The 25477-nt window shown below is 38.7% G+C and carries 24 protein-coding genes, 3 tRNA genes and 1 other annotated feature; of the genes, 18 read left to right on the plus strand and 9 right to left on the minus strand.

Going from position 1 to position 25477, the window contains the following annotated elements; translation table 11 throughout:
* Position 1: 1 nt before the first annotated feature.
* Positions 2 to 75: transfer RNA gene (locus ACVR1I_RS09770), tRNA-Arg, on the minus strand.
* Between the two features lie 106 nt (positions 76 to 181).
* Here ACVR1I_RS09770 and ACVR1I_RS09775 point away from each other — a divergent pair.
* Positions 182 to 253, plus strand: a tRNA-Glu gene (locus ACVR1I_RS09775).
* Between the two features lie 5 nt (positions 254 to 258).
* Positions 259 to 331: transfer RNA gene (locus ACVR1I_RS09780), tRNA-Asn, on the plus strand.
* 100 nt (positions 332 to 431) lie between these two features.
* On the opposite strand, the gene ACVR1I_RS09785 is transcribed toward ACVR1I_RS09780, so the two are convergent.
* From ACVR1I_RS09785 to ACVR1I_RS09795, 3 genes are all read right to left on the minus strand, one after another.
* Positions 432 to 3023, minus strand: a complete 2592-nt coding sequence (locus ACVR1I_RS09785) for a YfhO family protein (RefSeq protein WP_447443841.1) — start codon at positions 3021 to 3023, stop codon at positions 432 to 434.
* A gap of 39 nt (positions 3024 to 3062) precedes the next feature.
* Complete coding sequence (locus ACVR1I_RS09790) at positions 3063 to 4682, minus strand: ATP-binding cassette domain-containing protein (RefSeq protein WP_447443842.1); 1620 nt, start codon at positions 4680 to 4682, stop codon at positions 3063 to 3065.
* Positions 4683 to 4770: 88 nt separating this feature from the next.
* Entirely contained in the window at positions 4771 to 5637 is an 867-nt protein-coding gene (locus tag ACVR1I_RS09795) for a YitT family protein (protein ID WP_447443843.1), read from the minus strand.
* Positions 5638 to 5734: 97 nt separating this feature from the next.
* Positions 5735 to 5965: a binding site (T-box leader), on the plus strand.
* A gap of 44 nt (positions 5966 to 6009) precedes the next feature.
* On the opposite strand from ACVR1I_RS09795, the gene ACVR1I_RS09800 reads away from it, so the two are divergent.
* From ACVR1I_RS09800 to guaB, 3 genes are all read left to right on the plus strand, one after another.
* Positions 6010 to 6594 carry a GNAT family N-acetyltransferase gene (locus tag ACVR1I_RS09800; protein ID WP_447443844.1) on the plus strand — a complete coding sequence of 195 codons (585 nt, stop codon included), beginning with the start codon at positions 6010 to 6012 and terminating at the stop codon, positions 6592 to 6594.
* Positions 6595 to 6610: 16 nt separating this feature from the next.
* The gene (gene trpS / locus ACVR1I_RS09805) at positions 6611 to 7633 is read left to right on the plus strand and encodes a tryptophan--tRNA ligase (protein WP_447443845.1); all 1023 of its coding nucleotides are present in this window, start codon (positions 6611 to 6613) and stop codon (positions 7631 to 7633) included.
* 219 nt (positions 7634 to 7852) lie between these two features.
* Positions 7853 to 9334 carry an IMP dehydrogenase gene (gene guaB, locus ACVR1I_RS09810; protein ID WP_447443846.1) on the plus strand — a complete coding sequence of 494 codons (1482 nt, stop codon included), beginning with the start codon at positions 7853 to 7855 and terminating at the stop codon, positions 9332 to 9334.
* A gap of 28 nt (positions 9335 to 9362) precedes the next feature.
* Here the strand turns inward: guaB and recF are convergent, their stop codons facing one another.
* Complete coding sequence (gene recF / locus ACVR1I_RS09815) at positions 9363 to 10466, minus strand: DNA replication/repair protein RecF (protein ID WP_447443847.1); 1104 nt, start codon at positions 10464 to 10466, stop codon at positions 9363 to 9365.
* 1 nt (position 10467) lies between these two features.
* Positions 10468 to 10851, minus strand: coding sequence for a S4 domain-containing protein YaaA (gene yaaA / locus ACVR1I_RS09820; RefSeq protein ID WP_447443848.1), 384 nt, complete (start codon positions 10849 to 10851; stop codon positions 10468 to 10470).
* A 72-nt stretch (positions 10852 to 10923) separates the two neighbouring features.
* On the opposite strand from yaaA, the gene yfmF reads away from it, so the two are divergent.
* The 8 genes from yfmF (at position 10924) to ACVR1I_RS09860 (ending at position 18093) form a co-directional block, all read left to right on the plus strand.
* Positions 10924 to 12183 carry an EF-P 5-aminopentanol modification-associated protein YfmF gene (gene yfmF, locus ACVR1I_RS09825; RefSeq protein WP_447443849.1) on the plus strand — a complete coding sequence of 420 codons (1260 nt, stop codon included), beginning with the start codon at positions 10924 to 10926 and terminating at the stop codon, positions 12181 to 12183.
* A complete protein-coding gene (yfmH, locus tag ACVR1I_RS09830; RefSeq protein WP_447443850.1) occupies positions 12176 to 13465 on the plus strand; it encodes an EF-P 5-aminopentanol modification-associated protein YfmH in 1290 nt (429 codons plus the stop codon). The genes yfmF and yfmH overlap by 8 nt, the downstream gene beginning before the upstream one ends.
* A gap of 79 nt (positions 13466 to 13544) precedes the next feature.
* A complete protein-coding gene (locus ACVR1I_RS09835; RefSeq protein WP_447443851.1) occupies positions 13545 to 14393 on the plus strand; it encodes a helix-turn-helix domain-containing protein in 849 nt (282 codons plus the stop codon).
* Between the two features lie 9 nt (positions 14394 to 14402).
* Positions 14403 to 14942, plus strand: coding sequence for a CDP-diacylglycerol--glycerol-3-phosphate 3-phosphatidyltransferase (gene pgsA, locus ACVR1I_RS09840; RefSeq protein ID WP_447443904.1), 540 nt, complete (start codon positions 14403 to 14405; stop codon positions 14940 to 14942).
* Positions 14942 to 15778, plus strand: a complete 837-nt coding sequence (locus ACVR1I_RS09845) for an energy-coupling factor ABC transporter ATP-binding protein (protein ID WP_447443852.1) — start codon at positions 14942 to 14944, stop codon at positions 15776 to 15778. Before pgsA ends, ACVR1I_RS09845 begins: the two co-directional genes overlap by 1 nt.
* Positions 15754 to 16596, plus strand: a complete 843-nt coding sequence (locus tag ACVR1I_RS09850) for an energy-coupling factor transporter ATPase (protein WP_447443853.1) — start codon at positions 15754 to 15756, stop codon at positions 16594 to 16596. The genes ACVR1I_RS09845 and ACVR1I_RS09850 overlap by 25 nt, the downstream gene beginning before the upstream one ends.
* Entirely contained in the window at positions 16589 to 17383 is a 795-nt protein-coding gene (locus tag ACVR1I_RS09855) for an energy-coupling factor transporter transmembrane component T family protein (protein ID WP_447443854.1), read from the plus strand. The genes ACVR1I_RS09850 and ACVR1I_RS09855 overlap by 8 nt, the downstream gene beginning before the upstream one ends.
* A gap of 158 nt (positions 17384 to 17541) precedes the next feature.
* Positions 17542 to 18093, plus strand: a complete 552-nt coding sequence (locus ACVR1I_RS09860) for an aggregation-promoting factor C-terminal-like domain-containing protein (protein WP_447443855.1) — start codon at positions 17542 to 17544, stop codon at positions 18091 to 18093.
* 25 nt (positions 18094 to 18118) lie between these two features.
* Here the strand turns inward: ACVR1I_RS09860 and ACVR1I_RS09865 are convergent, their stop codons facing one another.
* Genes ACVR1I_RS09865 through sdaAB form a run of 3 tightly spaced genes read right to left on the minus strand, consistent with a single transcriptional unit; the run spans position 18119 to position 20248 of the window.
* Positions 18119 to 18682: a histidine phosphatase family protein gene (locus ACVR1I_RS09865; protein WP_447443856.1), complete on the minus strand. Its 564-nt coding sequence runs from the start codon at positions 18680 to 18682 to the stop codon at positions 18119 to 18121.
* Positions 18683 to 18684: 2 nt separating this feature from the next.
* A complete protein-coding gene (sdaAA, locus tag ACVR1I_RS09870; RefSeq protein WP_447443857.1) occupies positions 18685 to 19563 on the minus strand; it encodes an L-serine ammonia-lyase, iron-sulfur-dependent, subunit alpha in 879 nt (292 codons plus the stop codon).
* A 13-nt stretch (positions 19564 to 19576) separates the two neighbouring features.
* Positions 19577 to 20248 carry an L-serine ammonia-lyase, iron-sulfur-dependent subunit beta gene (gene sdaAB / locus ACVR1I_RS09875; protein WP_447443858.1) on the minus strand — a complete coding sequence of 224 codons (672 nt, stop codon included), beginning with the start codon at positions 20246 to 20248 and terminating at the stop codon, positions 19577 to 19579.
* A 302-nt stretch (positions 20249 to 20550) separates the two neighbouring features.
* Between sdaAB and mnmA the strand changes: the two genes are divergently transcribed.
* From mnmA to mnmG, 5 genes are all read left to right on the plus strand, one after another.
* Positions 20551 to 21672, plus strand: coding sequence for a tRNA 2-thiouridine(34) synthase MnmA (gene mnmA / locus ACVR1I_RS09880; RefSeq protein WP_447443859.1), 1122 nt, complete (start codon positions 20551 to 20553; stop codon positions 21670 to 21672).
* Positions 21673 to 21703: 31 nt separating this feature from the next.
* Entirely contained in the window at positions 21704 to 22465 is a 762-nt protein-coding gene (locus tag ACVR1I_RS09885; RefSeq protein WP_447443860.1) for a CPBP family intramembrane glutamic endopeptidase, read from the plus strand.
* Between the two features lie 146 nt (positions 22466 to 22611).
* The gene (locus ACVR1I_RS09890; RefSeq protein ID WP_447443861.1) at positions 22612 to 23079 is read left to right on the plus strand and encodes an NUDIX domain-containing protein; all 468 of its coding nucleotides are present in this window, start codon (positions 22612 to 22614) and stop codon (positions 23077 to 23079) included.
* Positions 23069 to 23494: an NUDIX hydrolase gene (locus ACVR1I_RS09895; protein ID WP_447443862.1), complete on the plus strand. Its 426-nt coding sequence runs from the start codon at positions 23069 to 23071 to the stop codon at positions 23492 to 23494. The genes ACVR1I_RS09890 and ACVR1I_RS09895 overlap by 11 nt, the downstream gene beginning before the upstream one ends.
* Positions 23491 to 25407, plus strand: coding sequence for a tRNA uridine-5-carboxymethylaminomethyl(34) synthesis enzyme MnmG (gene mnmG, locus ACVR1I_RS09900; protein WP_447443863.1), 1917 nt, complete (start codon positions 23491 to 23493; stop codon positions 25405 to 25407). Before ACVR1I_RS09895 ends, mnmG begins: the two co-directional genes overlap by 4 nt.
* Positions 25408 to 25477 lie beyond the last annotated feature (70 nt).

The raw sequence follows: 25477 nt of genomic DNA on the forward strand, positions 1-25477 counted from the left end.
GTGATTCCAGCAGGATTCGAACCTGCGACCGTTCGCTTAGAAGGCGAATGCTCTATCCAGCTGAGCTATGGAACCATTCTTTAACCATTTTATTCTAACCTAAAGACTATGGAATGTCAAGGAAGAAAAAAATCTTGACAAAGCATAGGAACTATATTATACTATTTATTGTCTTAAAAATGGTCCGTTGGTCAAGGGGTTAAGACACCGCCTTTTCACGGCGGTAACACGGGTTCGAATCCCGTACGGACTATATTTTCCGCCATAGCTCAGTTGGTAGAGCGCATGACTGTTAATCATGATGTCACAGGTTCGAGCCCTGTTGGCGGAGTATACAGGACTAATCATTTGAGTTAGTCCTTTTATTAACGATAAAAAAATCACCTCTTTCCCATCGTACAAATAGGAAAAAGGTGGTTTTTTAATTTATATTACTGTAACCTCTTCTTTACAGTATATTTACACTCTATTTTAAGATAATAAAATAAATACAGAACGATACCAGATAGAAAACAAATACATCCAATCCAAAAACCATTTGGAATAAATGTCAACACAATTTTTCCTTTTCCTTTTGGAACATCTATTTTCATCAGTCCTTTTTGAAAACGTTTAATAGAAATATTTTGACCATTTAGTGTAGCTCTCCACCCTTTATCAAATGGAATTGTAAATAACAAAGAAGTATCGTGTTCAGATTCGTAGCTTGTAAAAACTTTATTTCGAACACTTTTTGAGCTGGTTTTTCCAGAGTTTATAAAATCCATTGCAACTTGATAGGCATCTGTATCTAAGCGATAGAAACTAGGGGTATCAAAACTAACTTGTTGGTTATTTGGAAAGGAAATCGTTACTTCAATGTCTTGATTTTCTGCAAAGTAACCGATATTAAAAAAAGCAAAGGTATTATCAAGTGTAAATTTACTTGACACATTATTGACAGTTATTTGAACATCTTTGTGTTCTTCATTTATAAATGTAATATTTGGAATACTAACATACAATTGAGTAGAATAGGGAACGGTTAATGAATAGTGGATTGAAGCAGTATCAGAATCCTTATCCGCTTGAACAGAGAGACGATTTTCTAAAATGGTAGCATTCTCAATTTTAGTTGGATTGATGGCGTAATAATATTGTAAATCGTATCCAGTTAGTTGGTTTAATAGATTTGTTTGATTGTCAAGAGTTAGATTTGTTAACTTTACATCCTTGTAAATACCATTTGACAGAAATGCTAGTTGAGCAACATGTTCATTTTCGTAAATAGCAATATCATTTATTCTTTTTTTCTCGGAAAAACCATATTTCATAGGATTTGTTTCGGCTAAATTGTACCGTATACCAAATAAACTATCCCCTATAATCGTATTGTTTTGGTAACGGAGATTAAGGTTTGTTCCATCTGATCGGAAACCCAGTTTATCTAAGGTTGAACTAGAAGAGCGATTGCGAATAGAAGAGAATTGAGAAATTCCATTGTAGTGAAACTTCATACTGTCGTTTCCAGTTTGAGGATTCAGTCGTTCGGTTCTGAAAAATTCTTTTGTCTCTTTTTTTGAATACTTTACAAGTTTGTCAATTTCTGTCAATTGGTAATTGTAACTGGATCGACTAGGGAAATGCCATTCTTGAGATAGACCTTCTATTTGGTAATGACTGTGTAACGTTATCTCAAATACTGAAAACAGAAATAGCAATAGACTGAAAATATTAGGGGGCAATTTTTTAAATTGGTAAGAGAATAAAATAAGAACATAAGCAATTAAAAATTGTAGTGTAAAGATAAAGTGGATATTTTCCAGAAAATCATACTGGTGTTTAAAGTAAAATGTCAGGCCAAAACCAATTCCGAATAGCAGAAAAGGAATAGATACTGTTAATTTATTAAGTTCATTTATCCTAGTCAGAGTTTCTGCAGCCATGTAAATCAGCAGAATTGAAAAGACCCAAGCATAGCGATGGAGAAACATATTAGGAGCATGCATACCCTGCCAGAATAAATCAAGTGGTTGAATATAAAAACTGGCAATGATAAAACTTAGAAATAAAGCATATGTCAACTTCACTTGCCATTTGATGGATTTGATTGTAAAAAACAATATGGTCAAGAGGAGTGGCAATAATCCAACTGAAATCATAGGGATTGCACCAAATTTTGTAGTGTCGTAATTACCAACTAGATGCTTGGCAAATAAATCAAGATACCAGGAGTTTTCAGTCTTTAAATTGACAATCTTAGTCAGGGTTTCTCCGTGTGTTTTTAAATCTAAATACGTTGGTAGCAACATCATCATACTGGATAGAGTTGCTAGAATGGACACAATGGTGAATTTAAAGAACGTTTTAAATCGATTTTTGACATTCCAGGATATTTGTATAACAATCCAGCCAGCAAGAAAAATAGCTGTCATAAATCCAAAATAATAATTTTGGATAAAGAGACAAGTCAAGCAAATAAAGTAAAGAAGAGATGACTTCTTCTTTACAATATTGTCAACTCCAAGTAGTATTAATGGAACTAGGATAAAGACATCAAGCCAGATATTGATTTCTAGTTGACTAGTCGAAAAACTCATTAAAGCAAAACTTGTTGACAATAAGAGTACATGGAAAAACTGTAATTTTTTATAGATATGTGATAGACTAATTGAGGTTGACAATCCTATCAATCCAAACTTGACAATAGTAATTAGATAAATAAAATCTGGCATGGATTTTAAATCAAAAAAGAATGCTAGTGGTGAGAGAAATGATCCTAAATAATAGGAAGATAAAGCATAGAAATTAAGCCCTAAACCACTTGTAAAGGTATAGAAAAGAGAACCATCTCCGTGTAAAGCATTCCGTAGGGTTTGGTTAAATATTACATATTGATGAAAGCTATCACTGGCTAAAATACTGGTTTCACTTCCCCACCAAATTCCTTTTATGGCTAGTAAGATAGCCATAAAAGTTGCGGGAAGAAGAAAACTAAGGCTGTAAAGGGTAATTGATTGTTTGTGTTGTTTTATATAATTCATTTGATTTGAAAGAAAAGGCGAAACGATTCGCCTTTTTAATTATTTCCACAGTTCTTTTACTTTTGCTTGTACTTCTTGATTTTCTAAGAATTCATCGTAGGTTTCATCAATTCGGTCAATCACACCATTTTTTGAGATGACAACAATATGATTGGCAATCGTTTGAATAAATTCATGGTCATGACTGGCAAAAATAACGGATTCTTTAAAATCACGTACCCCATCATTAAGGCTGGAAATGGATTCCAAGTCCAAGTGGTTGGTTGGGTCATCTAAAATCAAGACGTTAGATTTCAAGAGCATCAATTTGGAGAGCATGACACGAACCTTTTCACCCCCTGAAAGAACACTGACTGATTTCTTAACTTCATCTCCAGAAAAGAGCATGCGACCTAGGAAACCACGCAAGAAAGTATCATCATCTTCACCTTTGACAGCAAATTGACGCAACCATTCCAGAATTGTTTCACCAGATGCGAAGTCTTTGGTATTGTCTTTTGGCAGATAGGATTGGGAAGTTGTTACACCCCATTTGATGGTGCCTTCGTAGTCAATATCTCCAGCCAGAGCGCGCATGAGAGCTGTGGTTTGGATGTCGTTTTCACCGATGATAGCTGTTTTATCACCTGGACGCAAGATAAAGCTAATGTTGTCAATAATCGTTTCCCCATCAATTTTAACAGACAAGTTTTCAACTGTTAGCAAATCATTTCCGATTTCCCGCTCTGCTTTAAAGTTAATAAATGGGTATTTACGGCTGGATGGTACAATCTCTTCCAATTCAATCTTATCCAACATTTTTTTACGAGATGTAGCTTGTTTGGATTTGGATGCGTTGGCAGAGAAGCGGGCGATAAATTCTTGGAGTTCTTTGATTTTTTCTTCTGCCTTGGCATTGCGGTCTGATTGCAGACGAGCAGCTAATTCAGAGGATTGTTTCCAGAAATCGTAGTTACCAACGTAGAGTTTGATTTTACCAAAGTCTAGATCAGCCATGTGGGTACATACTTTGTTTAAGAAGTGGCGATCATGTGATACGACAATCACAGTGTTTTCAAAATCAATCAAGAAGTCTTCTAACCAGGCAATGGATTGAATGTCCAAACCGTTGGTCGGCTCGTCCAGAAGCAAGACATCTGGTTTACCAAATAGAGCTTTAGCAAGAAGAACCTTAACCTTGTCTCCGTTTGCTAATTCACTCATATTTTGATAGTGAAGGTCTTCTGGGATATTTAAGTTTTGGAGGAGTTGAGAAGCCTCACTTTCAGCTTCCCAGCCCCCCAATTCTGCAAATTCACCTTCTAACTCGGCAGCACGGACACCATCTTCATCTGAAAAATCTTCCTTCATATAGATAGCATCTTTTTCTTTCATGATGTCGTAGAGGTGTTGATTTCCCATGATAACAACATCAATCACGCGCTCCTCTTCATAGTCAAAGTGGTTCTGACGAAGAACAGACAAACGTTCATCTGGACCAAGTGAGATATGTCCTGTGCTTGGTTCAATGTCTCCAGCTAAAATTTTGAGGAAAGTGGATTTACCAGCACCATTTGCCCCAATTAGTCCATAGGTGTTTCCTGCTGTAAACTTGATGTTTACTTCATCGAATAATTTACGATCGCTAAAACGGAGCGATACGTCTGAAACTGTTAACATGTTTTTCTCCTCAGTTATTTGGTTTATAGATTATTTCAAAATGGGTTTCCTATTTATTTTACTAGAAATCCCTTGATTTTTCAACGTTCTACATTGGAATTAAGATATCTTCGTCAATGTTGTGATTTTTTTGTAGGCTAAATCCTCTGCCTCTTACTTGGCTAGCTGGCATAACAATAATAAACGCTGTTTCGTCAATCGAGAGGATTTCTGTTTCAATGATTTGCACTTCAGGACGTGAAACAGTTGCCATAAGCATGCGTTTTTCGACCCCTGTATAGCCGCCAAGAATGGGCAATTCAGTAATTCCTCTATCCATTGTTTTTGTAATATATTCCTTAATTTCAGGGTGTTTTTCAGAAATAATCATCATGTTTCTAGACGAATCGGTACCGGCCATCATACGATTGATAATATAGGTAATAGTGGTTAAGGCAATAATGGAATACATGACAGTATCTGAATCAAAGGCAATAAAGCCAAGCCCAACAACGATTCCATCAGTAATCCCTATTAATATCCCGAGAGGAACTGGTGTATATTTATTTAAGATTTGTACAATAATCCCTGTACCACCAGTTGATGAATTTCCTAAGAAAACAAGTCCCAATCCAAACCCTAAGATTGCACCACCAAAAATAGCTGCTAGAAGTTGATTTTCAGTTGTATTTGGTAAACTTGCTGTCAATGAAATAAAAAAAGGGTAGACCAGTGATCCATATAGGGTTTTAAAGAATACAGATTTTCCTAGTAGAACTAGACAAAGAATCATTAGTGGAATATTCGTTAACATAACAAATATTGATGGTTCCCAACCAAATAATTCTTTTAGGCTGATTGCTAATCCTCCAACTCCACCAGATGCAATGTTATTTTCTAATAACATAGTATTAAAACCAATCGCACTAATTAAAGAACCAATTGTCACTAAGAATAAATCTTTTATCTTTTCCATCTTACGCTCCTTTTATCAAGTTTACTTGTCTATTATCCCTAATTGAAGGTCCATCGTCAAGTTTTAAAGTTTCTTGACTTTCTACTATAAGCACTATATAATAAACTTATCAGAAAAGTAGTCTGTGTTTTTTATGTTAGAGAGCTTGTGGTTGCTGAAAACAAGTATAAGACAGGGATGAATGGGCTGACGTTTCACGTGAAACAAACCAATACGTTTCAGGATTGACACTCCTTACGTGTTTACAAAGATGACAACTGTGTAAAAAAATTGTAAAGTTAGTTGTCAATTGAGGTGGTACCGTGTAATTGTTCATTATGCCCTCACGCTATTTTAGTGTGAGGATTTTTTATTGGATAGAAAGGGGAATAGATGGAGAGTATTTACCAGAGATTAGATAAATACAGGATTATTGAGACTGAAAGACTACTCTTGAGACCAGTCACACTGGAAGATGCAAAAGCTATGTTTTCTTATGCTTCTGATGAAGAAAACGTCCGTTGGACATTTCCAGTCAACCAGACCCTTGAAGATACCAAAAACAATATTGCCCAGATTTATCTCGCTAATCCACTTGGACGGTGGGGGATCGAGATAAAAGAAACAGGTCAATTTATCGGAACTCTGGATATGCACCATTTAACGGAAGCGACAAAAAGGGCAGAAATTGGGTATACGCTAGACAAAAGATTTTGGAATATGGGGATTATGACGGAAGCTACACAAACTTTTGTGCAACTCTTTTTTGAAGAATGGAAGATGAATTGTCTGATTGCCCGTCATGATAAAGAAAATTCAGCATCTGGACGGGTCATGCAAAAAATAGGAATGTTGCTCAGCCATACAGAACCCTATGCAAAAATCGATAAAAAAGATTCCAGTCGAATGGTGACAATGGTCCACTACTGCTTGACAAAAGAAGATTATTTCAACCAAATTGACAAATCTGTCAACTAATTGCAAAGGAGAAAAAATGACAAAACCAATTATTTTAACAGGAGATCGTCCAACAGGTAAATTACACTTAGGTCACTACGTAGGTAGTTTGAAAAATCGTGTCCTTCTGCAAAACGAAGGTAAATATGATATGTTTGTTTTCCTTGCGGATCAACAAGCCTTGACAGACCATGCCAAGGAATCTGCCATTATTAAGGAATCCATTGGCAATGTTGCCCTTGATTATTTGGCAGTGGGTTTGGATCCAAATCAGTCCACTATCTTTATTCAAAGTCAGATTCCTGAATTGGCTGAGTTGACCATGTACTATATGAATTTGGTATCATTGGGACGTTTGGAACGCAATCCGACCGTTAAAACTGAGATTGCACAAAAAGGTTTTGGAGAGTCTATTCCAACAGGATTCTTTGTCTATCCTATTTCGCAAGCTGCTGATATTACCGCCTTTAAAGCCAATTTGGTACCGGTTGGGAATGACCAAAAACCGATGATTGAGCAGACTCGTGAAATTGCTCGTAGTTTCAACCATGCCTATAACTGTGATGTTTTGGTTGAGCCAGAAGGCCTCTATCCAGAAAACGAAAAAGCAGGGCGTTTACCAGGTTTGGATGGGAATGCCAAAATGTCGAAATCTCTTGGAAATGGAATCTACTTATCGGATGATGCAGATACCATTCGTAAAAAAGTCATGAGCATGTACACAGATCCAAATCATATCCGTGTTGAAGACCCAGGTCAAATTGAGGGCAATATGGTCTTCCACTATTTGGATATCTTTGGGACAGAAGCAGATCGTCCAGAAATTGAGGCCATGAAAGAACATTACCAACGTGGTGGTTTAGGAGATGTGAAAACCAAGCGTTACTTGCTGGACATCCTTGAACGGGAATTGGCTCCTATTCGGGAACGGCGCATAGAGTATGCAAAGGATATGGGGGAAGTTTTCCGTATGCTGGAAAAAGGTAGTGAGGCAGCACGTGCAGTAGCTGGCCAAACCCTGTCTGAAGTGAAAAATGCTATGGGAATTAACTATTTCTAAAAAATAAAAACGATTTACATTTATGTGAATCGTTTTTTATATTAAAAAACGAATAAAATAAATATAAAAAAATAAACATACGTATAAATTAAGGGTTAGTCAAAATAATCGGTGTATTTTAAAAAATAAGTTCGGTAATTATATCGTTTTGGTTGACAAATGATTAGAAAATGATATGATAGGTTAACATTAATTTTAGAGAGAAAAGAGGATTGTTTCATGTCAAATTGGGACACAAAATTTTTGAAAAAAGGATTTACCTTTGATGATGTATTGCTCATTCCAGCTGAAAGCCATGTTTTACCAAATGAAGTGAATTTGCAAACAAAACTAGCAGAGAATTTGACATTGAATATTCCGATTATTACAGCTGCTATGGACACTGTTACAGATAGTAAAATGGCCATTGCCATTGCGCGTGCAGGTGGTTTAGGGGTTATCCATAAAAATATGTCCATCACAGAGCAAGCTGAAGAGGTACGAAAGGTTAAACGTTCTGAAAATGGGGTTATCATTGATCCGTTTTTCTTAACACCCAATCACCAAGTTTTTGAAGCAGAAGAATTGATGGAGCGTTACCGTATTTCAGGTGTTCCTATTGTGGAGACTCTTGAAAATCGCAAATTGGTTGGTATTATTACCAATCGGGATATGCGTTTTATTACAGATTATGATTCCAAAATTTCAGAGCATATGACCAGTGAAAATTTAGTGACTGCTCCGATTGGAACAGATTTAGAGACGGCAGAGCGTATTCTTCATGAACACCGGATTGAGAAGTTACCGCTGGTTGATGATAATGGCCGACTATCTGGTCTAATCACCATTAAAGACATTGAAAAAGTAATCGAATTTCCGAATGCTGCCAAAGATGAATTTGGTCGTTTGTTAGTTGCAGGAGCAGTCGGAGTTACTTCAGATACTTTCGATCGTGCAGAAGCTTTGTTTGAAGCAGGGGCAGATGCGATTGTTATTGATACCGCACATGGTCATTCTGCTGGAGTTTTACGGAAAATTGCAGAGATTAGAGCTCATTTCCCTACGAAGACCTTAATTGCAGGAAACATTGCCACAGCAGATGGTGCTCGTGCCCTTTACGATGCAGGAGTCGATGTTGTCAAAGTCGGAATTGGTCCAGGTTCTATCTGTACAACCCGTGTGATTGCAGGGGTTGGTGTACCGCAAGTAACCGCCATCTATGATGCGGCAGCCGTGGCGCGTGAGTATGGAAAAACCATCATTGCAGACGGTGGAATCAAGTATTCAGGTGATATTGTTAAAGCTCTTGCAGCAGGTGGAAATGCAGTAATGTTAGGCTCTATGTTTGCAGGAACAGATGAAGCACCAGGTGAAACTGAAATTTTCCAAGGCCGTAAATTTAAGACCTACCGGGGTATGGGCTCTATTGCAGCAATGAAAAAAGGCTCCAGTGACCGTTACTTCCAAGGTTCAGTCAATGAAGCGAACAAATTGGTTCCAGAAGGTATTGAAGGACGGGTTGCCTATAAAGGAGCAGCAGCAGATATCGTTTTTCAAATGCTAGGAGGTATTCGTTCTGGCATGGGCTATGTTGGTGCAGCCAATCTCCAAGAATTGCATGACAATGCTCAATTTATTGAAATGTCAGGTGCTGGTTTGAAAGAAAGCCACCCACATGATGTTCAAATCACAAATGAGGCACCAAACTATTCTGTACAGTAGTGTCAAGTTGATGTAAACAAAGAAGCGACTATGATTCATTAGTCGCTTCTTTTATTTGTCCATTGTTCACATGGAATATTTTCAGTTCCTCTGGTAAATCATGTAGATGATCCAGGGAAGTTGTTGTGATAAAGGTTTGAATTTTTTTGGAGATGGTCTCTAGTAATTTGATTTGCCGACTATTGTCAAGTTCACTCATCACATCGTCCAACAATAAGATTGGGTATTCCGTTGTAACTTCTTTCATCAATTCAATTTCTGCTAACTTGACAGATAAAACAAGACTTCGGTGCTGTCCTTGACTACCGAAGTGGGCCTTCATTCCGTTGATGTAAAAAGTAAAATCATCTCTGTGAGGTCCGACGCCTGTATTTTTTTTGAATAAATCTCTTTTACGAGATATTGACAACTCTGTTAAATAATTGTCAACTAAAGTTGATGCATCTGTAAATCTAATGGAAGGTTCATAATTAATGGAAAACTCCTCTGCTTGATTGGAAATATCAAAATGTTTTTCTTTTGCAAACTGCTCCAGTCGCTGTAAAAAATCAATTCGTTGAAGCATGACTTTACACCCATACTCAGCTAGCTGTTGATCCAAGACTGATAAAAATACTTCGTCAATTGTATCAGCTGTTTTTAGATAGGTATTACGCTGTTTTAAGACATGGTTATATTGTGAGAGATCTGATAAGTAGACTGGTTTCATCTGACCTAATTCCACATCAATAAATTTTCTGCGAATTGCAGGTGCTCCTTTAACAAGTTGTAAATCTTCAGGAGCAAAAAGAACGACGTTTAGTTTACCAATGTAATCTGATAATCTTGATTGTTTAAGGTGGTTTACTTTTGTAACACGTCCACTTTCTGTCAATTCAATGTCAAGTGGAATTGCCCCGATAGACCGGTGTACTAATCCGTGAACACTAAGGCTATTTTCTTCAAATTGGAGCAAGTCCTTGTCTGTTCTAGTCCGATGGCTTCTGGTCAGTGCTAAAAAATAGATGCTTTCAAGAATATTGGTTTTTCCTTGTGCGTTTTGGCCCAAGAAGATATTTAAACCAGCATGAAAGGATAGTTTTGTTTGTTTGTAATTTCTAAATTTGTCAATTGTTAGATTTTCTAACCACATATTAGGTACCTGGGAAGCGAACCGGGCGTTTTTGGGCGTCCGATATTGGCTTATTAGTTGCTTGTTTTGGAGATGCTTTCTTTTTTAGTTTTTTATTCATCTGTTTGACTAACTGTGCCACACGTTGTTTTTCTTCTAAGTCATTTTGATGTTCCTCTATCTCCTCTTGAGAGGGCTGGATAATGGAGATAGAAATCCCTTGATTGGGCAATTCTACTAGATCCCCAATTCTAATTTTTTTGCCTCTTCTCTCTTCTTTTTCGCCATTAAATAGGACTGTATTGTCTGCTAGAAATGACTTAATAGCTCCACCTGAAGGTAGTAGACCTAGGGTTTTTAACAGGGATTGCAATGTAATGAATTCATCAAATAGTTTGTATTCCATAATTTACCTCTTTGGAGATTATTATATCATAAAATGGTATAATGGGACTGATTATGTTTGGAGAGGTTTTTCATGAAATTACAAGAAGGTGTCTATCTTCATTTTATTCCGTCACATCAATTTACAACGAATCGGATTACAGTCCGCTTTACAGCACCATTATCTGAAAAAACAGTCGCAGGAAGAGTTTTGGTTGCCAATCTGTTTGAAATTGCAAATCAAGACTATCCTGAAGTTCAAGATTTTAGACGAAAATTAGCCTCTTTATATGGAGCTAGTTTAACTACGAGTGTCTCAAAAATGGGAAAGGCACATATTGTGGATGTTACCATGACGTATGTGAAAGAAAGGTTAGTTGCAGAATCTCATCAGTTAACAGAGCAAATATTGGAATTTTTAACAGGTGTACTGTTTCGTCCTTTGCTGGATAAAAAGGAATTTCAAAGAGAGTTGTTTGTGACAGAAAAGGCTAATTTAATTCATTACCTTGAATCTGAAGTAGAAGATAACTTTTACCACGCTGATAAGGAATTAAATCATCTTTTTTTCCAAGAGGAAGAAATGAGAATTCCACGTGTAGCAACTGTCGAATTGATCAACAAAGAAACAGCCCAGAGTGCTTATTCTATCTATAAAAATATGTTAAAGATGGATAGAATTGATGTTTTTGTCCATGGAGAATGTGATCAACAGCTTTTCTTAGAAACCTTTCATTCTTTTGAGTTTACCTATCGAAAACCAGACTTACAATTTGATTATCAACAAGATTTTTCGGTTGTCACAAACGAAAAAATGGAGAGAAGACAGGCCAACCAATCGATTATGGAATTAGCATTTGGATTACAAGATGTTTACACATCTGTAAACTATTCTTCTTTACTTGTATTTAATACTTTATTTGGAGAATCCTCTCAATCAAGGTTATTTATGAATATTAGAGAAAAAGAAGGATTGGCTTATACAATTGGTAGCTCTCTTCATATTCATTCTGGTATGTTACGAATTTATGCTGGAATTGATAAGAAAGACCGTTTGCAGCTGATGCGAATGATTCAGCAAGAATTAAAAACTATCAAACAAGGTCGCATATCTGAAGAGGAGTTGGAGCTTGCAAAAGAAAGCTTGCTCCATTCCTTGACAATCTCACAAGATCGTCAACGAACTAAAATAGAAGAAGTCTACCATCAGTCAATTTATGGAAACAAGGCAAAAGATTTCAGTCAATTAAAAGATGATGTAAAAGCTGTTCGTATTGAAGATGTTGTGAATTGTAGCCGAACAATTCGACTGCAATCCTTGTATTTTTTGGAAGGAATTTCTGAGAATGAATGAGTTAATCGAAAAAAAGATTCCATTTTTAAATCAGTCTATTTTTTTGGGGAAATTGACAAATGGGTTTACAGTTTGTTTACAACCAAGAAATGAATACCATGAAGTTTTTGCCAGTTTAGCAGTTGATTTTGGATCTGCGGATGCTGTTTTTTATTCAGAGAACGATCAAAAGAAACAGGTTTATCCAGCTGGAATTGCTCATTTTTTGGAACATAAAATGTTTGAATCAGAAAATGGACAAGATGTACTACAAGAGTTTTCAAAATTTGGTGCCAATGCGAATGCCTTTACAAGTCTTTACCAAACAACTTATTTTTTTTCAACGACAAAGGACTATCTATCTAGTTTAACCTTATTGCAAGAGTTTATAACGAAACCATATTTCACAAAAGAATCAATTGAAAAGGAAAAGGAGATCATTTCACAGGAGATTTTAATGTACCAAGATGATCCTGATTCTAGACTCTTTGTTGAAATTCTATCTAGTTTGTATCCCAATATAGCTATTGCAGACGATATAGCAGGTAGTATTGATTCGATTAGAAAAATAAGGTTAGAGGACTTACTTGAGAATTTTAACTATTTTTATCAACCGCAAAAGATGACCTTATTTGTGACTGGGAATATCGATGTTAAGGAAACTTGGTCATCGATTCAGGCTGTTCAAAGTCGAATCGCTAGTAGAGATGAGAAAGTGACTCCTTGTTTGGAATTAGCTCCAATTAAGGAACATGGAAAACTGTATCTTGAGGTTGCTATGCCTAAATTAGCGATTGGGATACGTAGTCAAGGTGGGGTTCTTTCAACCAGCTTATTACGGTATAAAACCTGCTTGTCCCTGTTATTTTCGATGTTATTTGGTTGGACCTCCGACCGCTACCAAGCTCTCTATCAGTCTGGTAAAATTGACAGTTCCTTTTCATTTCACTTGGAAATTCGGAATACCTACCAATTTTTTGTCTTAACTGTTGATAGTTCGGAGCCGATTGCCTTATCAAGTCAATTGAAAAAAGCGATTGTGAACTTTGAAAAAGACCCAACTTTTTCTGAAGAACATCTGTCTCTGATAAAGAAAGAAGCACTTGGTGACTATATTCGTAGCCTCAACTCTTTAGAAGCAACTGCCATGTATTTTTCGGCAAACGCAAGTCCAGAAGCAAGGGAGACTATTTTTGATCTACCGAATATATTAGAAGAAATAGCGCTAGAAGATGTGATGGAGGCTGGACGGTACTTTTTATCTGATGGAGAATTGGCTGATTTTATTATTTTTCCGAAATAAGAGAGATTCATCGTCGAAATTTCTTCGTTTTTTTGTTAAAATATGGTATTGAAGTTGATTTAGTGAGAGTGAGGAAATAATGAGAAAAAAATCGATTGGTGAGGTATTAAAACTAGCCCGAACAGCTAGGGGGTGGACCTTAGAACAATTACAACGCATGATCAAAATTCAGGCTAGGCATTTACAAGCTCTTGAAGAAAATGATTTTGAAGCAATCGGAGATAGGGAATATGCGCGTGCTTTTATTGAACGGTATGCAGAAGCCTTGGAATTAGATGCAGAAGTTATACTCGATGCGTTTGATCGTAATAGCTTAATTGTTTATTATGAAGCAGGAGAAGAGCCTGAATTTGCATCTGATTTTAGAAGAAGCAAAAAAACACCACAGAAAAAGAACTCCTATTTGCCGTTAATCTATTTATTACTAACTGCGGTAGCTATTTTCGTATTCATAGCTTATATTGTGTCAGCACGCATCCAAAATCAGGTAAGGCCGACACAAAAAGCTTCTTATTCAGTTGTTTCAAAGTCTTCTAGTACAGAAGCAAGTAGCTCTTCAATTCCTGAAGAATCGACAGCTTCAAGTAGTTCAGAGGAAGAAAAACCATCTTCTGATGTTGAGTTAACAGTGACGGGGGCTGATCCAAATATTGCAGTTACGGTATCTAAAGCCACAAAGCCCGTTGAGGTAGTCTTATCTGTTACAGATACAACCAGTTGGATTGCTTTAACAGATACTGAGCTAGCAAATGGAGCAACGCTCTCTCCAGAGAATAGAAGTGTGACAGTGACAATTCCAGAAGGAGTAAACTATACAACTTTGACACTTGGTGTTGTTCAAGGTGTAAAAGTTGAAGTGGCTGGAAAAACAGTGGCTATGTCAGGTTTAACAAGCCAAACGGGCTATATCACGTTCACAATAGAATAAAGGTAAATGATGAAAAAAGAAAATATTCCAAATGCATTGACGATTGGTCGCATTTTTGTGATTCCAGTCTTCATTTTAATGTTAACCTTGTGGAAAACACCAACGATGCAAATTGCGGCAGCTATCTTATTTGCAGTGGCAAGTTTGACGGACTACCTCGATGGGTACCTTGCTCGTAAATGGAAGGTCGTTTCAAATTTTGGTAAATTTGCAGACCCGATGGCGGATAAAATTTTAGTGATGACAGCATTTATTATGCTGGTTGAATTAAAAATGGCACCAGCTTGGGTTGTTGCAGTAATTGTTTGTCGAGAGCTTGCGGTGACTGGTTTGCGCTTACTACTGGTTGAGACGGGAGGAACAGTACTTGCTGCTGCGATGCCTGGAAAAATCAAAACATTTTCGCAAATGTTCTCCATCATCTTTTTACTATGTGGATGGAGTCTGGTAGGGCAAATCACACTTTACATCGCCTTGGTTTTCACCTTGTATTCAGGATATGATTACTTTAAGGGAGCTTCCTTTTTATTCAAAGGTACATTTCAATAATGACACATATCATTGAAGTAAAAAATCTGAAATATAAATATGATGAAAGTGAGACGGATTATATTCTCAATGATGTTTCGTTTCACGTGAAACAAGGGGAATGGTTGTCCATTATTGGGCACAACGGGTCTGGCAAATCCACAACTGTCCGCTTGATTGATGGCCTGTTGGAAGCAGAATCCGGTCAAATTTTCGTAGCTGGAGATCAATTGACTGCTGATAATGTTTGGGAGAAGCGGCGCCATATCGGTATGGTTTTCCAAAATCCAGACAATCAGTTTGTGGGAGCAACTGTTGAAGATGATGTTGCATTTGGTTTGGAAAATCAAGGATTACCAGTTGAAGAAATGCAACAGCGTGTTCAAGAAGCTTTAGAATTGGTTGGCATGTCTGAGTTCAAAACGCGGGAACCCGCTCGTTTATCAGGTGGTCAAAAACAACGTGTTGCGATTGCAGGAGTTGTTGCGTTACGGCCAGATATCATTATTTTGGATGAGGCAACGAGTATGTTGGATCCAGAAGGTCGCTTAAAGTTGATTCAGACTGTAAAAAACATTAAGGATCAATACAATATGACAGTTGTATCCATCACTCATGATTTGGATGAGGTAGCCCTTAGTGATCGAGTGATTGTGATGAAAAAAGGTCAAGTTGAGTCCATCAGTAGCCCTGAAGCTTTATTTTTGCGTTCAGATTTAGAGAGTTTAGATTTAGAAAAGCCATTCACAACGATATTAGCTGAAAAACTAAGGGAAGCTGGGGTTCGTTTACCCCTTCGTTATTTTACAGAAGAGGATTTAGAGACAACATTATGGGAATTTCTCTCCAACAAGTAAGTTATACTTATCAAGTTGACACGCCCTTTGAGGGGCGTGCCCTTTTTGGTGTGGATTTGGAGATTGTAGATGGCTCTTACATAGCTTTAGTTGGACATACTGGTTCGGGGAAATCCACGATTCTACAATTGTTAAACGGCCTAAATATTCCTACCTCTGGTTGTGTCTTGATTGATGAGACAGCTATTACACCGGATTCTGTAAACAAGGACATTAAACAAATTCGAAAAAAGGTTGGTTTGGTGTTTCAATTTCCAGAAAGTCAAGTCTTTGATGAGACAGTCCTAAAGGACGTTGCTTTTGGTCCTCAAAATTTTGGAGTATCACAAGCAGAAGCAGAAGCAATTGCACGTGAAAAATTAAGTCTTGTTGGCATTGATTCTGAATTGTTTGAGCGTAGCCCGTTTGAATTATCTGGTGGCCAAATGCGTCGAGTTGCGATTGCAGGTATTTTAGCAATGGAACCAAACATTTTGGTCCTTGATGAGCCAACGGCAGGATTGGACCCGGCAGGTAGGAAAGAATTGATGACCCTTGTCAAAAATTTGCATCAGTCTGGAATAACGATTGTTTTGGTGACGCATTTAATGGATGATGTGGCGAATTATGCCGATTTTTTATATGTCCTTGAAAAAGGAAAAATCGTCCGTTCAGGTAAGCCAAAAGAAGTTTTTCAAGAAGTTGAATTTATGGAAACGATTCAATTAGGTGTTCCAAAAATTACAAAATTTGCTGCGAATATGGAGCGAAAGGGTTTTGTATTTGAACAATTGCCGATTACAATGGAAGAATTTGTGGAGGCATTGCCAAATGGATAAATTAATTTTAGGACGTTATATACCAGGAAACTCTCTACTTCATCGTTTGGATCCAAGAAGTAAACTTTTATCAATGTTTCTTTTTCTAATGATTATTTTTTGGGCCAATAATCTATTGACCAATGCTATCCTCCTAGTTTATATTTTGGGACTGCTCTTTTTATCTTCCATTAAACTTCCCTTCTTCTTCAATGGATTGAAGCCGATGATTGGGTTGATTTTATTTACAACTCTCTTTCAATTGTTTTTTATCAAAGGCGAGACAGTTCTATTTCAATGGTGGATTGTAACCATTACACTGGAAGGATTGAAGCAGGCGGGGATTATTTTTGCTCGTTTTGTCTTTATCATTTTCTTTTCAACCCTTTTGACGCTCACGACAACGCCCTTGAGTTTAGCGGATGGTGTAGAAGCTGGCCTTGCTCCCTTGGCGCGGTTTAAGGTACCTGTCCATGAGATTGGACTTATGTTGTCCATGAGCTTACGTTTTGTCCCAACTTTGATGGATGATACGACACGTATCATGAACGCTCAGAGAGCGCGTGGTGTTGATTTTAATGAAGGATCGCTTGTTCAAAAAGTCAAAGCAGTGATTCCGATACTCATTCCACTTTTTGCCTCTAGCTTTAAACGAGCCGATGCGTTAGCGACTGCCATGGAGGCGCGTGGTTACCAAGGTGGAGACGGCCGAAGCAAGTACCGAACACTAAAATGGAAAACAATTGATACAATAGCTGTTCTTTCCGTTGTTTTCATTGGAGTTCTGTTATTTGTACTAAAATCTTAAAAAATCGCTTTTAAGAGCGATTTTTTTATATGTTTACAATAAAGATGTAATATTTGTCATCAAATCATAACCAAACGGTAACAGAAAATCGGTATGATAATGAAGGAAAGATGAAAGGACTACATATTTACAATAAAATGAAAAAGAAACTCATTGTTATGATAGCGACAATCCTGGTATTTGTGACACAAACAGTAACAGCAGATACTATAAGTGTACAATTAGGAGATGTTTTTTTAAAGTCAACCTCTTTACAAACTTCTAATAATGCATTTACGCGATTTGTTCGTTTGAAAGAGTTAAATACCATTTTGTTTGGTAAAAATTTACAGTTTCGTCAAAATGTTGATAGTATTGTTGATAGATTTGTCAATAATTATTATCCAGTAGAAGAAGTTGTTGACGAGCAACCACAGTATGTATCAGCTCCTGCTGAACAAACAAATTATTCCCAACCTACTCCTGTTTCATCAGTTCCAACTGCTGCTGAAGAATATGCTGCAAAAGAAGAAATTGCAAGACGGGAATCTGGTGGTTCCTATACGGCTCAAAATGGTCAATTTTATGGCCGTTACCAATTGATGTTAACATACTTAAATGGAGATTTATCTCCTGAAAACCAAGAAAGAGTTGCAGATGCTTATGTTAAGAGTCGCTATGGTTCTTGGACTGCGGCACTTGCTTTCTCAAATGCCAATGGTTGGTACTAAAAAACGACTGTTTTCAGTCGCTTTTTTATTTTAGTGGCAAGATTGACAACTCTTGTAAAGAGCAGTCTTCAAATTCACAGCAGACAATGTAGGGGAAGATGTGTTTTATCTGATTGAAATCTTCCAGTCCAAAATGAGGATTGTAGTAGTGTAAGATAGTAGCCAAGGCTGTTCCGTGAGTCCCGACGACAATGGTTTGGTTTGGATGATTTTTCAGAATGGACTGCAAAGTTGCAATGTTTCGATTTTGCACTTCCTGAAGGGACTCACCTCCAGGTAATTTATAGGAAAAGTCTCCCCATTGTTTTCTGGTAAAGTCATTAAAGTCTTCAATCCAGCTATCTGTGATTTTTCGTTCTCTCAAATCGTTGATGGTTTGGATATGTTTGTTACATGAATGTGCCAGAGGTTTGATGGTATCAATGGAGCGTTTATAGGGACTGGAATAAAAAGCATCGATAGGAATACTCTGAAAAAGGTTTACAAGTTCTTTACTATCTTGTAAACCTTTTGCTGTTAATTCTCTACTTTGGTCATCATGGTTGGTGTAGTTTGGTTCAGCGTGGCGGATAAAATAGACTATTGTCATGGTTAAGAGTCTTCTCCAAAAATGTGTTTTGCAAGGAGTTTTCCAGTTGGTGTAGCAGCCAGACCACCTTCTGCTGTTTCCCGAAAGGCGGTTGGTAGACTAGAACCTACTTGGTACATGGCATCAATCACTTCGTCAACAGGGATTTTGGATTCGATACCCGCTAAGGCCATATCTGCTGCGACTAGGGCATAACTTGCGCCCATCGCATTTCGTTTGACACATGGTACCTCCACCAGTCCTGCTACGGGGTCGCAGATGAGACCAAGCATGTTTTTGATGACGAAGCATATGGCTTGGCTAGCTTGGTAGGCTGTGCCTCCAGCAGCCATTGTAAGGGCTGCTGCACTCATGGCAGCAGCAGAGCCAACCTCAGCTTGACAGCCACCTTCAGCACCAGAGATTGAGGAATTGTTGGCGATGACCAGTCCAAAGGCTCCTGCTGTAAAGAGGAAATCCAATTGTTGTTCTTGGGTCAATCCTAGTTTTTCAGTTGCAACGCCAAGTACAGCCGGCATACAGCCCGCTGATCCAGCAGTTGGTGTAGCACAGACCAAGCCCATTTTAGCATTCAATTCGTTGACAGCCATGGCGTTTCGAGCGGCTGAGAGGATAGCATTTCCTGCTAAGCTATTGCCAGATTGCATGTAGGCATGGAGTTTAGCCGCATCTCCTCCTGTCAATCCTGAGACAGATTTACTATCAGATAAGCCGTCAATAATAGACTGTTGCATCACAGATAGATTTCTAGTCATCAATGAGATGGTCTCTTCTCGTTCACGACCTGTTAATTCTTTTTCAGTGGCAATCATCAATTCAGCCACATTACCAGAAAATTGCTCTTCAGCTTGTTCCAGTAGTTCTTTTACACTATAAAACATAATTCCTCTTTTTCTAACCAAAGAAATTGACATTGTACAAATGTGGGATATTAGCAATCTTCTTAACAGCGTTTTCACATTGCCTTGAATCAACTTCGATGATCATAATGGCTTTCTCGCCAGCATTTTCACGTGTTACATTCATTTGAGCGATATTGATGTCGTACTCGGACAAGATATCGGTTACTTTTGCAATCATACCAGGAATATCTTGGTGTACAATGATGAGTGTTGGGGTATTCATGTTGAGGTTGACAGCAAAACCGTTTAATTCCGTTACTTGGATATTTCCTCCACCAATGGACACACCTGTTGCAGATAAGGATTTGTGGTCATTTTTGATGACAATCCGTGTGGTATTGGGATGCGGTGCGTTGCTATCTTTATTGATTTTCCAATAAACTTTTACCCCTTGTTCACGGGCAATGTCTAGGGCGTCTGGAATGCGAGCGTCATCTGTATCCATACCTAAGATACCCGCTACAAGGGCTACATCGGTACCATGTCCCCGGTAGGTTTTGGCAAAGGAATTAAAGAGTTGAAATTCTACTTCCGTAGGCTTTTCGCCAAAAATGGAAGAGACTATTTTTCCAATGCGTACAGCCCCAGCTGTATGGCTGGATGATGGGCCAATCATGACTGGACCAATAATATCAAAGACAGATTGAAAGCGTAGATGTGACATAGTTTCCTCTTTCAGTATTTCTTACTCTTATTATAACAAAAATCAGGCTAAAAGATAGGGAATCAAATCGTAGGGTAACTAGTTGGAAATCTGATAAAAACTTGCTATAATAGCATTTGCGTACTTTACGCAGTCAAAATCGACCTTCAAATCGACTTTTGGCTAACGAGACCCTTCAAGTCTACGTTAGAACTATATTGAGCTGAGAGAAATACTTTCATCATAAACAGGAAAATCAGAGATTTTCTAACTGTGTGATGTAAGTTTTCTTTTGGTATCTTATTTGATGGGAGGAATTATCGATGGTTGATAATTCAAAAACACGTGTTGTCGTTGGCATGAGTGGCGGCGTCGATTCATCTGTAACAGCTCTTTTGTTAAAAGAGCAGGGCTATGATGTGATTGGTATCTTCATGAAGAACTGGGATGACACAGATGAAAATGGCTTCTGTACAGCAACAGAAGACTACAAGGATGTTGCAGCTGTTGCGGACCAAATCGGGATCCCCTACTACTCTGTTAACTTTGAAAAAGAGTATTGGGATCGTGTATTTGAGTATTTCTTAGCAGAGTACCGGGCAGGTCGTACTCCTAATCCAGATGTCATGTGCAACAAGGAAATCAAGTTTAAAGCCTTTTTGGACTATGCGATGACATTGGGAGCAGATTATGTGGCAACAGGTCATTACGCCCAAGTCACACGCGATGAGGACGGCACTGTTCGTATGTTGCGTGGGGCAGACAATGGCAAGGACCAAACCTATTTCTTAAGCCAACTTTCACAGGAACAATTGCAAAAAACATTGTTTCCGTTGGGACACTTGCAAAAGCCAGAAGTTCGGGAAATAGCAGAACGGGCCGGTTTGGCAACGGCAAAGAAAAAAGATTCAACAGGAATCTGTTTTATCGGTGAAAAAAACTTTAAAGAATTTTTAGGGCAATACCTACCCGCTCAACCAGGTCGGATGATGACAGTTGATGGCCGTGATATGGGCGAACATGCAGGTCTTATGTATTACACCATCGGCCAACGTGGTGGACTGGGTATTGGGGGGCAACATGGTGGTGACAACCAACCATGGTTTGTTGTCGGGAAAGATCTTTCCCAAAACATCCTCTATGTTGGTCAAGGCTTCTACCATGATAGTTTGATGTCAACAAGTTTACAAGCCAGTCAAGTTCATTTTACAAAAGAAATGCCAGAAGAATTTACCTTAGAATGCACAGCTAAATTCCGCTACCGTCAACCAGACAGTAAAGTGACTGTAAAAGTTTCAGGTGACAAGGCAGAAGTTATTTTTGATGAGCCACAACGGGCAATAACACCTGGTCAAGCAGTCGTATTTTATAATGGTGACGAATGTCTTGGCGGCGGTATGATTGACATGGCTTACCGTGATGGTGTTGCTTGTCAATACATATAGTTGACAAACGTTGTAAACAAAGGAGGAGGGAATGAAACGGATAAAACAATCACCGATTTTAATTGCATTACTGATGGGAGCTCTTTTAATTGCTTTGTTGTTGCTCTTTAAGGGAGTCTTAAAACCGTTGAACCAGCCAATGGTTTCATCCGTTCTTCAAGGCCTTCTGTTAATTGGGGCTTTTACCTTTATTAACAAGCGATTCTTGGGTGTTGAATGGCATCTTGTCAGCAACCGTGTTCCCATGCGGGCACAACTGATTGCTCTCACTCCGCTTTTCTTTTATATCCTGTTTGCTAATCTTTCCTTTTTGTTGGATCTAAAACAGGAGTATATATTACCTGCCCTTGTTTTTTCAATCGTAGCAGGAGTTGTAGAAGAGTATATCTGTCGAGGGATCGTGTTGGGATATTTAACCAAACATAGTCAAGGCCAGTCTAATCGGATTTGGTTGGGGGTGTTTCTTTCTTCATTCATTTTTGGGATTGCTCATGCGCCAAATTTCTTGGTGCAACCTCTTGAATTTACTGTTTTTCAAATCATAACCGCTTCTATGATTGGTCTGTTTTATGGAGCGCTTTATCTGCGGACCCAATCGCTAGTTTGGGTTATATTTTCTCATTTTTTACAAGATTTTGCGGCCATTGGGAGCCAAGGAGTTGCTAGTGTTGTCAATCAAGAGGTACCGTGGCACGCCCTTCCGTTGTTTGTTATTGTATTTGGAACTATAACCTTTGTTCTATTGCGTCCTAAAAAGATGGAAGAAGTGATTGCACAACATAATTTTGTTTGAAAAACAAGTGCTTTTTTGCTATACTAATTTTACAATAACCACTGATGGTCAAAGCTCATGGGAATTGTGCGTTTTTTAGCGTACAGTTTTCAGGGTTTTGGCTGTTTTTGTTTGGTATGATGTGGGATTATTTAGGAGTACAGAACATGGATTTTAGAACAACCGTTGACCAGAACCATTTTTGGGTACGTGCGACAGCTTTGATTGTCCGAGAGGATCAAGTTTATCTGTGCAAAGATGTGGATGGAGCCTATCATACCATTGGTGGTGCAATTTCAGTTGGGGAAACTACTGAAGAGGCTGTTGTCCGTGAAGTGGAGGAAGAAATTGGTTGCCGTTCAAGCGTAGATCACTTGGCTTTTATTGTGGAGAATCACTTTTCGATTGGGAAAAAACAATTCCATCGAATTGAGTTTGTTTATCTGCTGACTCCTTTAACAGAGCCGAATCCCTTGATGGTCGAAGGTGAGGAATCTAGGCGATGTGAGTGGGTTAGGATTGATGAGTTGGAACAACTAGATGTCAAGCCAGTCTTTTTAAAAACAGAGTTAAAAAACTGGGATGGTCGTATCAAGCACATCGTCAATATGGAGGACCGAAGTCATGAGCGTTAAGCTAATTGCACACGTTCTATTGTGTTTGGAGAACGAGTTTCTCATTATTCAGCGTTCTGAAATCAAGCGAGGGGAGCCGAATGTCTATGCGGGTTTCTGGGATATTCCTGGTGGTGGTGTTGAGGAAGATGAATTGCCTCGAGATGCTGCTGTGAGAGAATGCCTAGAAGAAACAGGGATTGAAATCAACCAAGAAGACTTGTCTATTCTGCACGAAGATAGCCAATTGGATTTTGAAAAAGAAACGGTCTTTACTCGCCTGGTCTATGCTTGTCAGCTGGTTGAAAAGCCGCAAGAGATTATCTTAGACCCAGAAGAACATGTCGCTTACAGCTGGGTTCCTCTATCTGAACAGACTGACCAGAATTTGGTGCCCTATTTACAAGAATTGATAGAAAAGAGAAGAAAGAAATGACAAAAACTGTAACAGATCACTATGATGTGATTGTCATTGGAGCCGGCCACGCAGGTGTTGAAGCCGGGCTTGCTGCAGCCCGTATGGGTTGTAAGACTTTGCTAGCGACCATCAATATGGATATGGTGGCCTTTATGCCGTGTAACCCGTCTATTGGTGGATCGGCTAAGGGAATTGTTGTCCGTGAAATTGATGCCTTGGGTGGCGAAATGGGCCGCAACATTGACAAAACCTATATCCAGATGAAAATGCTCAATACAGGTAAAGGACCTGCTGTCCGTGCCCTCAGAGCTCAGGCGGACAAGCACCTCTATTCACAAGAGATGAAACGAACGGTGGAAAATCAAGAAAATTTGACCCTCCGCCAGAGCATTATTGACGATATTTTGGTCGAAGATGGCAAGGTGACAGGCGTCTTGACAGCAACTGGTCAAGTTTACGGAGCAGCTGCGGTGGTGGTTACTACGGGGACAGCCCTTCGCGGGGAGATTATCTTGGGCGATTTGAAATACTCTTCTGGTCCAAACAACAGCCTAGCTTCCATTACCTTGGCGGATAATTTGAAAAAATTAGGTCTTGAAATTGGCCGGTTTAAAACAGGAACCCCTCCTCGTGTCAAGGCATCTTCTATCGATTACGATGTGACAGAAATCCAGCCTGGCGACGAGAAACCCAACCATTTTTCATTCTTGTCTAAAGATGAGGATTATGTGACGGACCAAATTCCATGCTGGTTGACCTATACCAATCAAACCAGCCACGATATTATCAATAAAAACCTTCATCGTGCACCTATGTTTTCAGGGGTTGTCAAAGGTGTCGGTCCTCGTTATTGCCCGTCCATTGAAGACAAAATTGTCCGATTCGCAGACAAGGAGCGCCATCAATTGTTCTTAGAGCCAGAAGGTCGAAACACGGAAGAGGTGTACATTCAAGGTCTGTCAACCAGCCTGCCAGAAGATGTTCAACTGGATTTGGTGCATTCGATCAAGGGGTTAGAAAAAGCTGAAATGATGCGGACAGGTTATGCAATTGAATACGATATTGTCCTTCCACACCAACTAAGAGCAACCTTAGAAACCAAATTGATTTCTGGCTTGTTTACAGCAGGTCAAACCAATGGCACATCGGGTTATGAAGAAGCAGCTGGCCAAGGTTTAGTAGCCGGTATTAATGCAGCCCTCAAGGTTCAAGGGAAACCAGAGTTAATCCTCAAACGTAGCGACGCTTATATCGGGGTGATGATTGACGATTTGGTGACCAAAGGAACCTTGGAACCTTATCGACTTTTAACCAGTCGGGCAGAATACCGCTTGATTTTACGTCATGACAATGCCGATATGCGCTTGACACCAATTGGAAAAGAAGTTGGTTTGGTAGACCAAAAGCGTTGGTCAGTCTTTTCAACTAAAAAGCGTCAAGTTGACAACGAGTTGACAAGACTTGACAGCATCAAGTTGAAACCTGTCAAGGAAACAAATGAAAAAGTTGTGGCACTTGGCTTTAAACCGTTGGCAGATGCCATGACAGCCAAAGAATTTATGCGTCGTCCAGGCATTGACCATAGCATTGTGACGCAATTTGTCGGCCCTGCGGCCGAGGAGTTGGATAGCAAGGTCATTGAACTTCTTGAAACCGAAATCAAGTACGAAGGCTATATTGAGAAAGCATTGGACCAGGTTGAGAAGATGAAGCGCATGGAAGAAAAACGGATTCCAGCTGATATTGATTGGGACGATATTGACAGCATTGCGACAGAAGCTCGTCAGAAATTTAAGAAAATCAATCCAGAAACCATTGGGCAAGCCAGTCGTATCTCTGGTGTCAATCCAGCAGATGTGTCCATTTTGATGGTCTATTTGGAAGGTAGAAGTCGGTCGATTTCAAAGAACAAGGAAAAAGATAGTCGTTAAGGCTGTCTTTTTCTGATTCTAGATAGGTTTTTAGAGGAGGAGAAGGGTAGATTTTTAGGCGTTTTTGTGT

This window comes from Streptococcus cameli (genome assembly GCF_053207365.1).

Bases quoted from the DNA above. Each gene is read 5' to 3' on its own strand.
- mnmA (WP_447443859.1), top strand. From the start codon at position 20,551: ATGGTTGATAATTCAAAAACACGTGTTGTCGTTGGCATGAGTGGCGGC.
- ACVR1I_RS09800 (WP_447443844.1), top strand. From the start codon at position 6,010: ATGGAGAGTATTTACCAGAGATTAGATAAATACAGGATTATTGAGACT.
- sdaAB (WP_447443858.1), bottom strand. From the start codon at position 20,248: ATGTCACATCTACGCTTTCAATCTGTCTTTGATATTATTGGTCCAGTC.
- ACVR1I_RS09885 (WP_447443860.1), top strand. From the start codon at position 21,704: ATGAAACGGATAAAACAATCACCGATTTTAATTGCATTACTGATGGGA.
- sdaAA (WP_447443857.1), bottom strand. From the start codon at position 19,563: ATGTTTTATAGTGTAAAAGAACTACTGGAACAAGCTGAAGAGCAATTT.
- ACVR1I_RS09850 (WP_447443853.1), top strand. From the start codon at position 15,754: ATGGGAATTTCTCTCCAACAAGTAAGTTATACTTATCAAGTTGACACG.
- ACVR1I_RS09860 (WP_447443855.1), top strand. From the start codon at position 17,542: ATGATAGCGACAATCCTGGTATTTGTGACACAAACAGTAACAGCAGAT.
- ACVR1I_RS09785 (WP_447443841.1), bottom strand. From the start codon at position 3,023: ATGAATTATATAAAACAACACAAACAATCAATTACCCTTTACAGCCTT.
- yfmF (WP_447443849.1), top strand. From the start codon at position 10,924: ATGAAATTACAAGAAGGTGTCTATCTTCATTTTATTCCGTCACATCAA.
- guaB (WP_447443846.1), top strand. From the start codon at position 7,853: ATGTCAAATTGGGACACAAAATTTTTGAAAAAAGGATTTACCTTTGAT.
- recF (WP_447443847.1), bottom strand. From the start codon at position 10,466: ATGTGGTTAGAAAATCTAACAATTGACAAATTTAGAAATTACAAACAA.
- ACVR1I_RS09795 (WP_447443843.1), bottom strand. From the start codon at position 5,637: ATGGAAAAGATAAAAGATTTATTCTTAGTGACAATTGGTTCTTTAATT.
- ACVR1I_RS09845 (WP_447443852.1), top strand. From the start codon at position 14,942: ATGACACATATCATTGAAGTAAAAAATCTGAAATATAAATATGATGAA.
- trpS (WP_447443845.1), top strand. From the start codon at position 6,611: ATGACAAAACCAATTATTTTAACAGGAGATCGTCCAACAGGTAAATTA.
- yaaA (WP_447443848.1), bottom strand. From the start codon at position 10,851: ATGGAATACAAACTATTTGATGAATTCATTACATTGCAATCCCTGTTA.
- pgsA (WP_447443904.1), top strand. From the start codon at position 14,403: ATGAAAAAAGAAAATATTCCAAATGCATTGACGATTGGTCGCATTTTT.
- ACVR1I_RS09835 (WP_447443851.1), top strand. From the start codon at position 13,545: ATGAGAAAAAAATCGATTGGTGAGGTATTAAAACTAGCCCGAACAGCT.
- yfmH (WP_447443850.1), top strand. From the start codon at position 12,176: ATGAATGAGTTAATCGAAAAAAAGATTCCATTTTTAAATCAGTCTATT.
- ACVR1I_RS09855 (WP_447443854.1), top strand. From the start codon at position 16,589: ATGGATAAATTAATTTTAGGACGTTATATACCAGGAAACTCTCTACTT.
- ACVR1I_RS09890 (WP_447443861.1), top strand. From the start codon at position 22,612: ATGGATTTTAGAACAACCGTTGACCAGAACCATTTTTGGGTACGTGCG.
- ACVR1I_RS09865 (WP_447443856.1), bottom strand. From the start codon at position 18,682: ATGACAATAGTCTATTTTATCCGCCACGCTGAACCAAACTACACCAAC.
- mnmG (WP_447443863.1), top strand. From the start codon at position 23,491: ATGACAAAAACTGTAACAGATCACTATGATGTGATTGTCATTGGAGCC.
- ACVR1I_RS09790 (WP_447443842.1), bottom strand. From the start codon at position 4,682: ATGTTAACAGTTTCAGACGTATCGCTCCGTTTTAGCGATCGTAAATTA.
- ACVR1I_RS09895 (WP_447443862.1), top strand. From the start codon at position 23,069: ATGAGCGTTAAGCTAATTGCACACGTTCTATTGTGTTTGGAGAACGAG.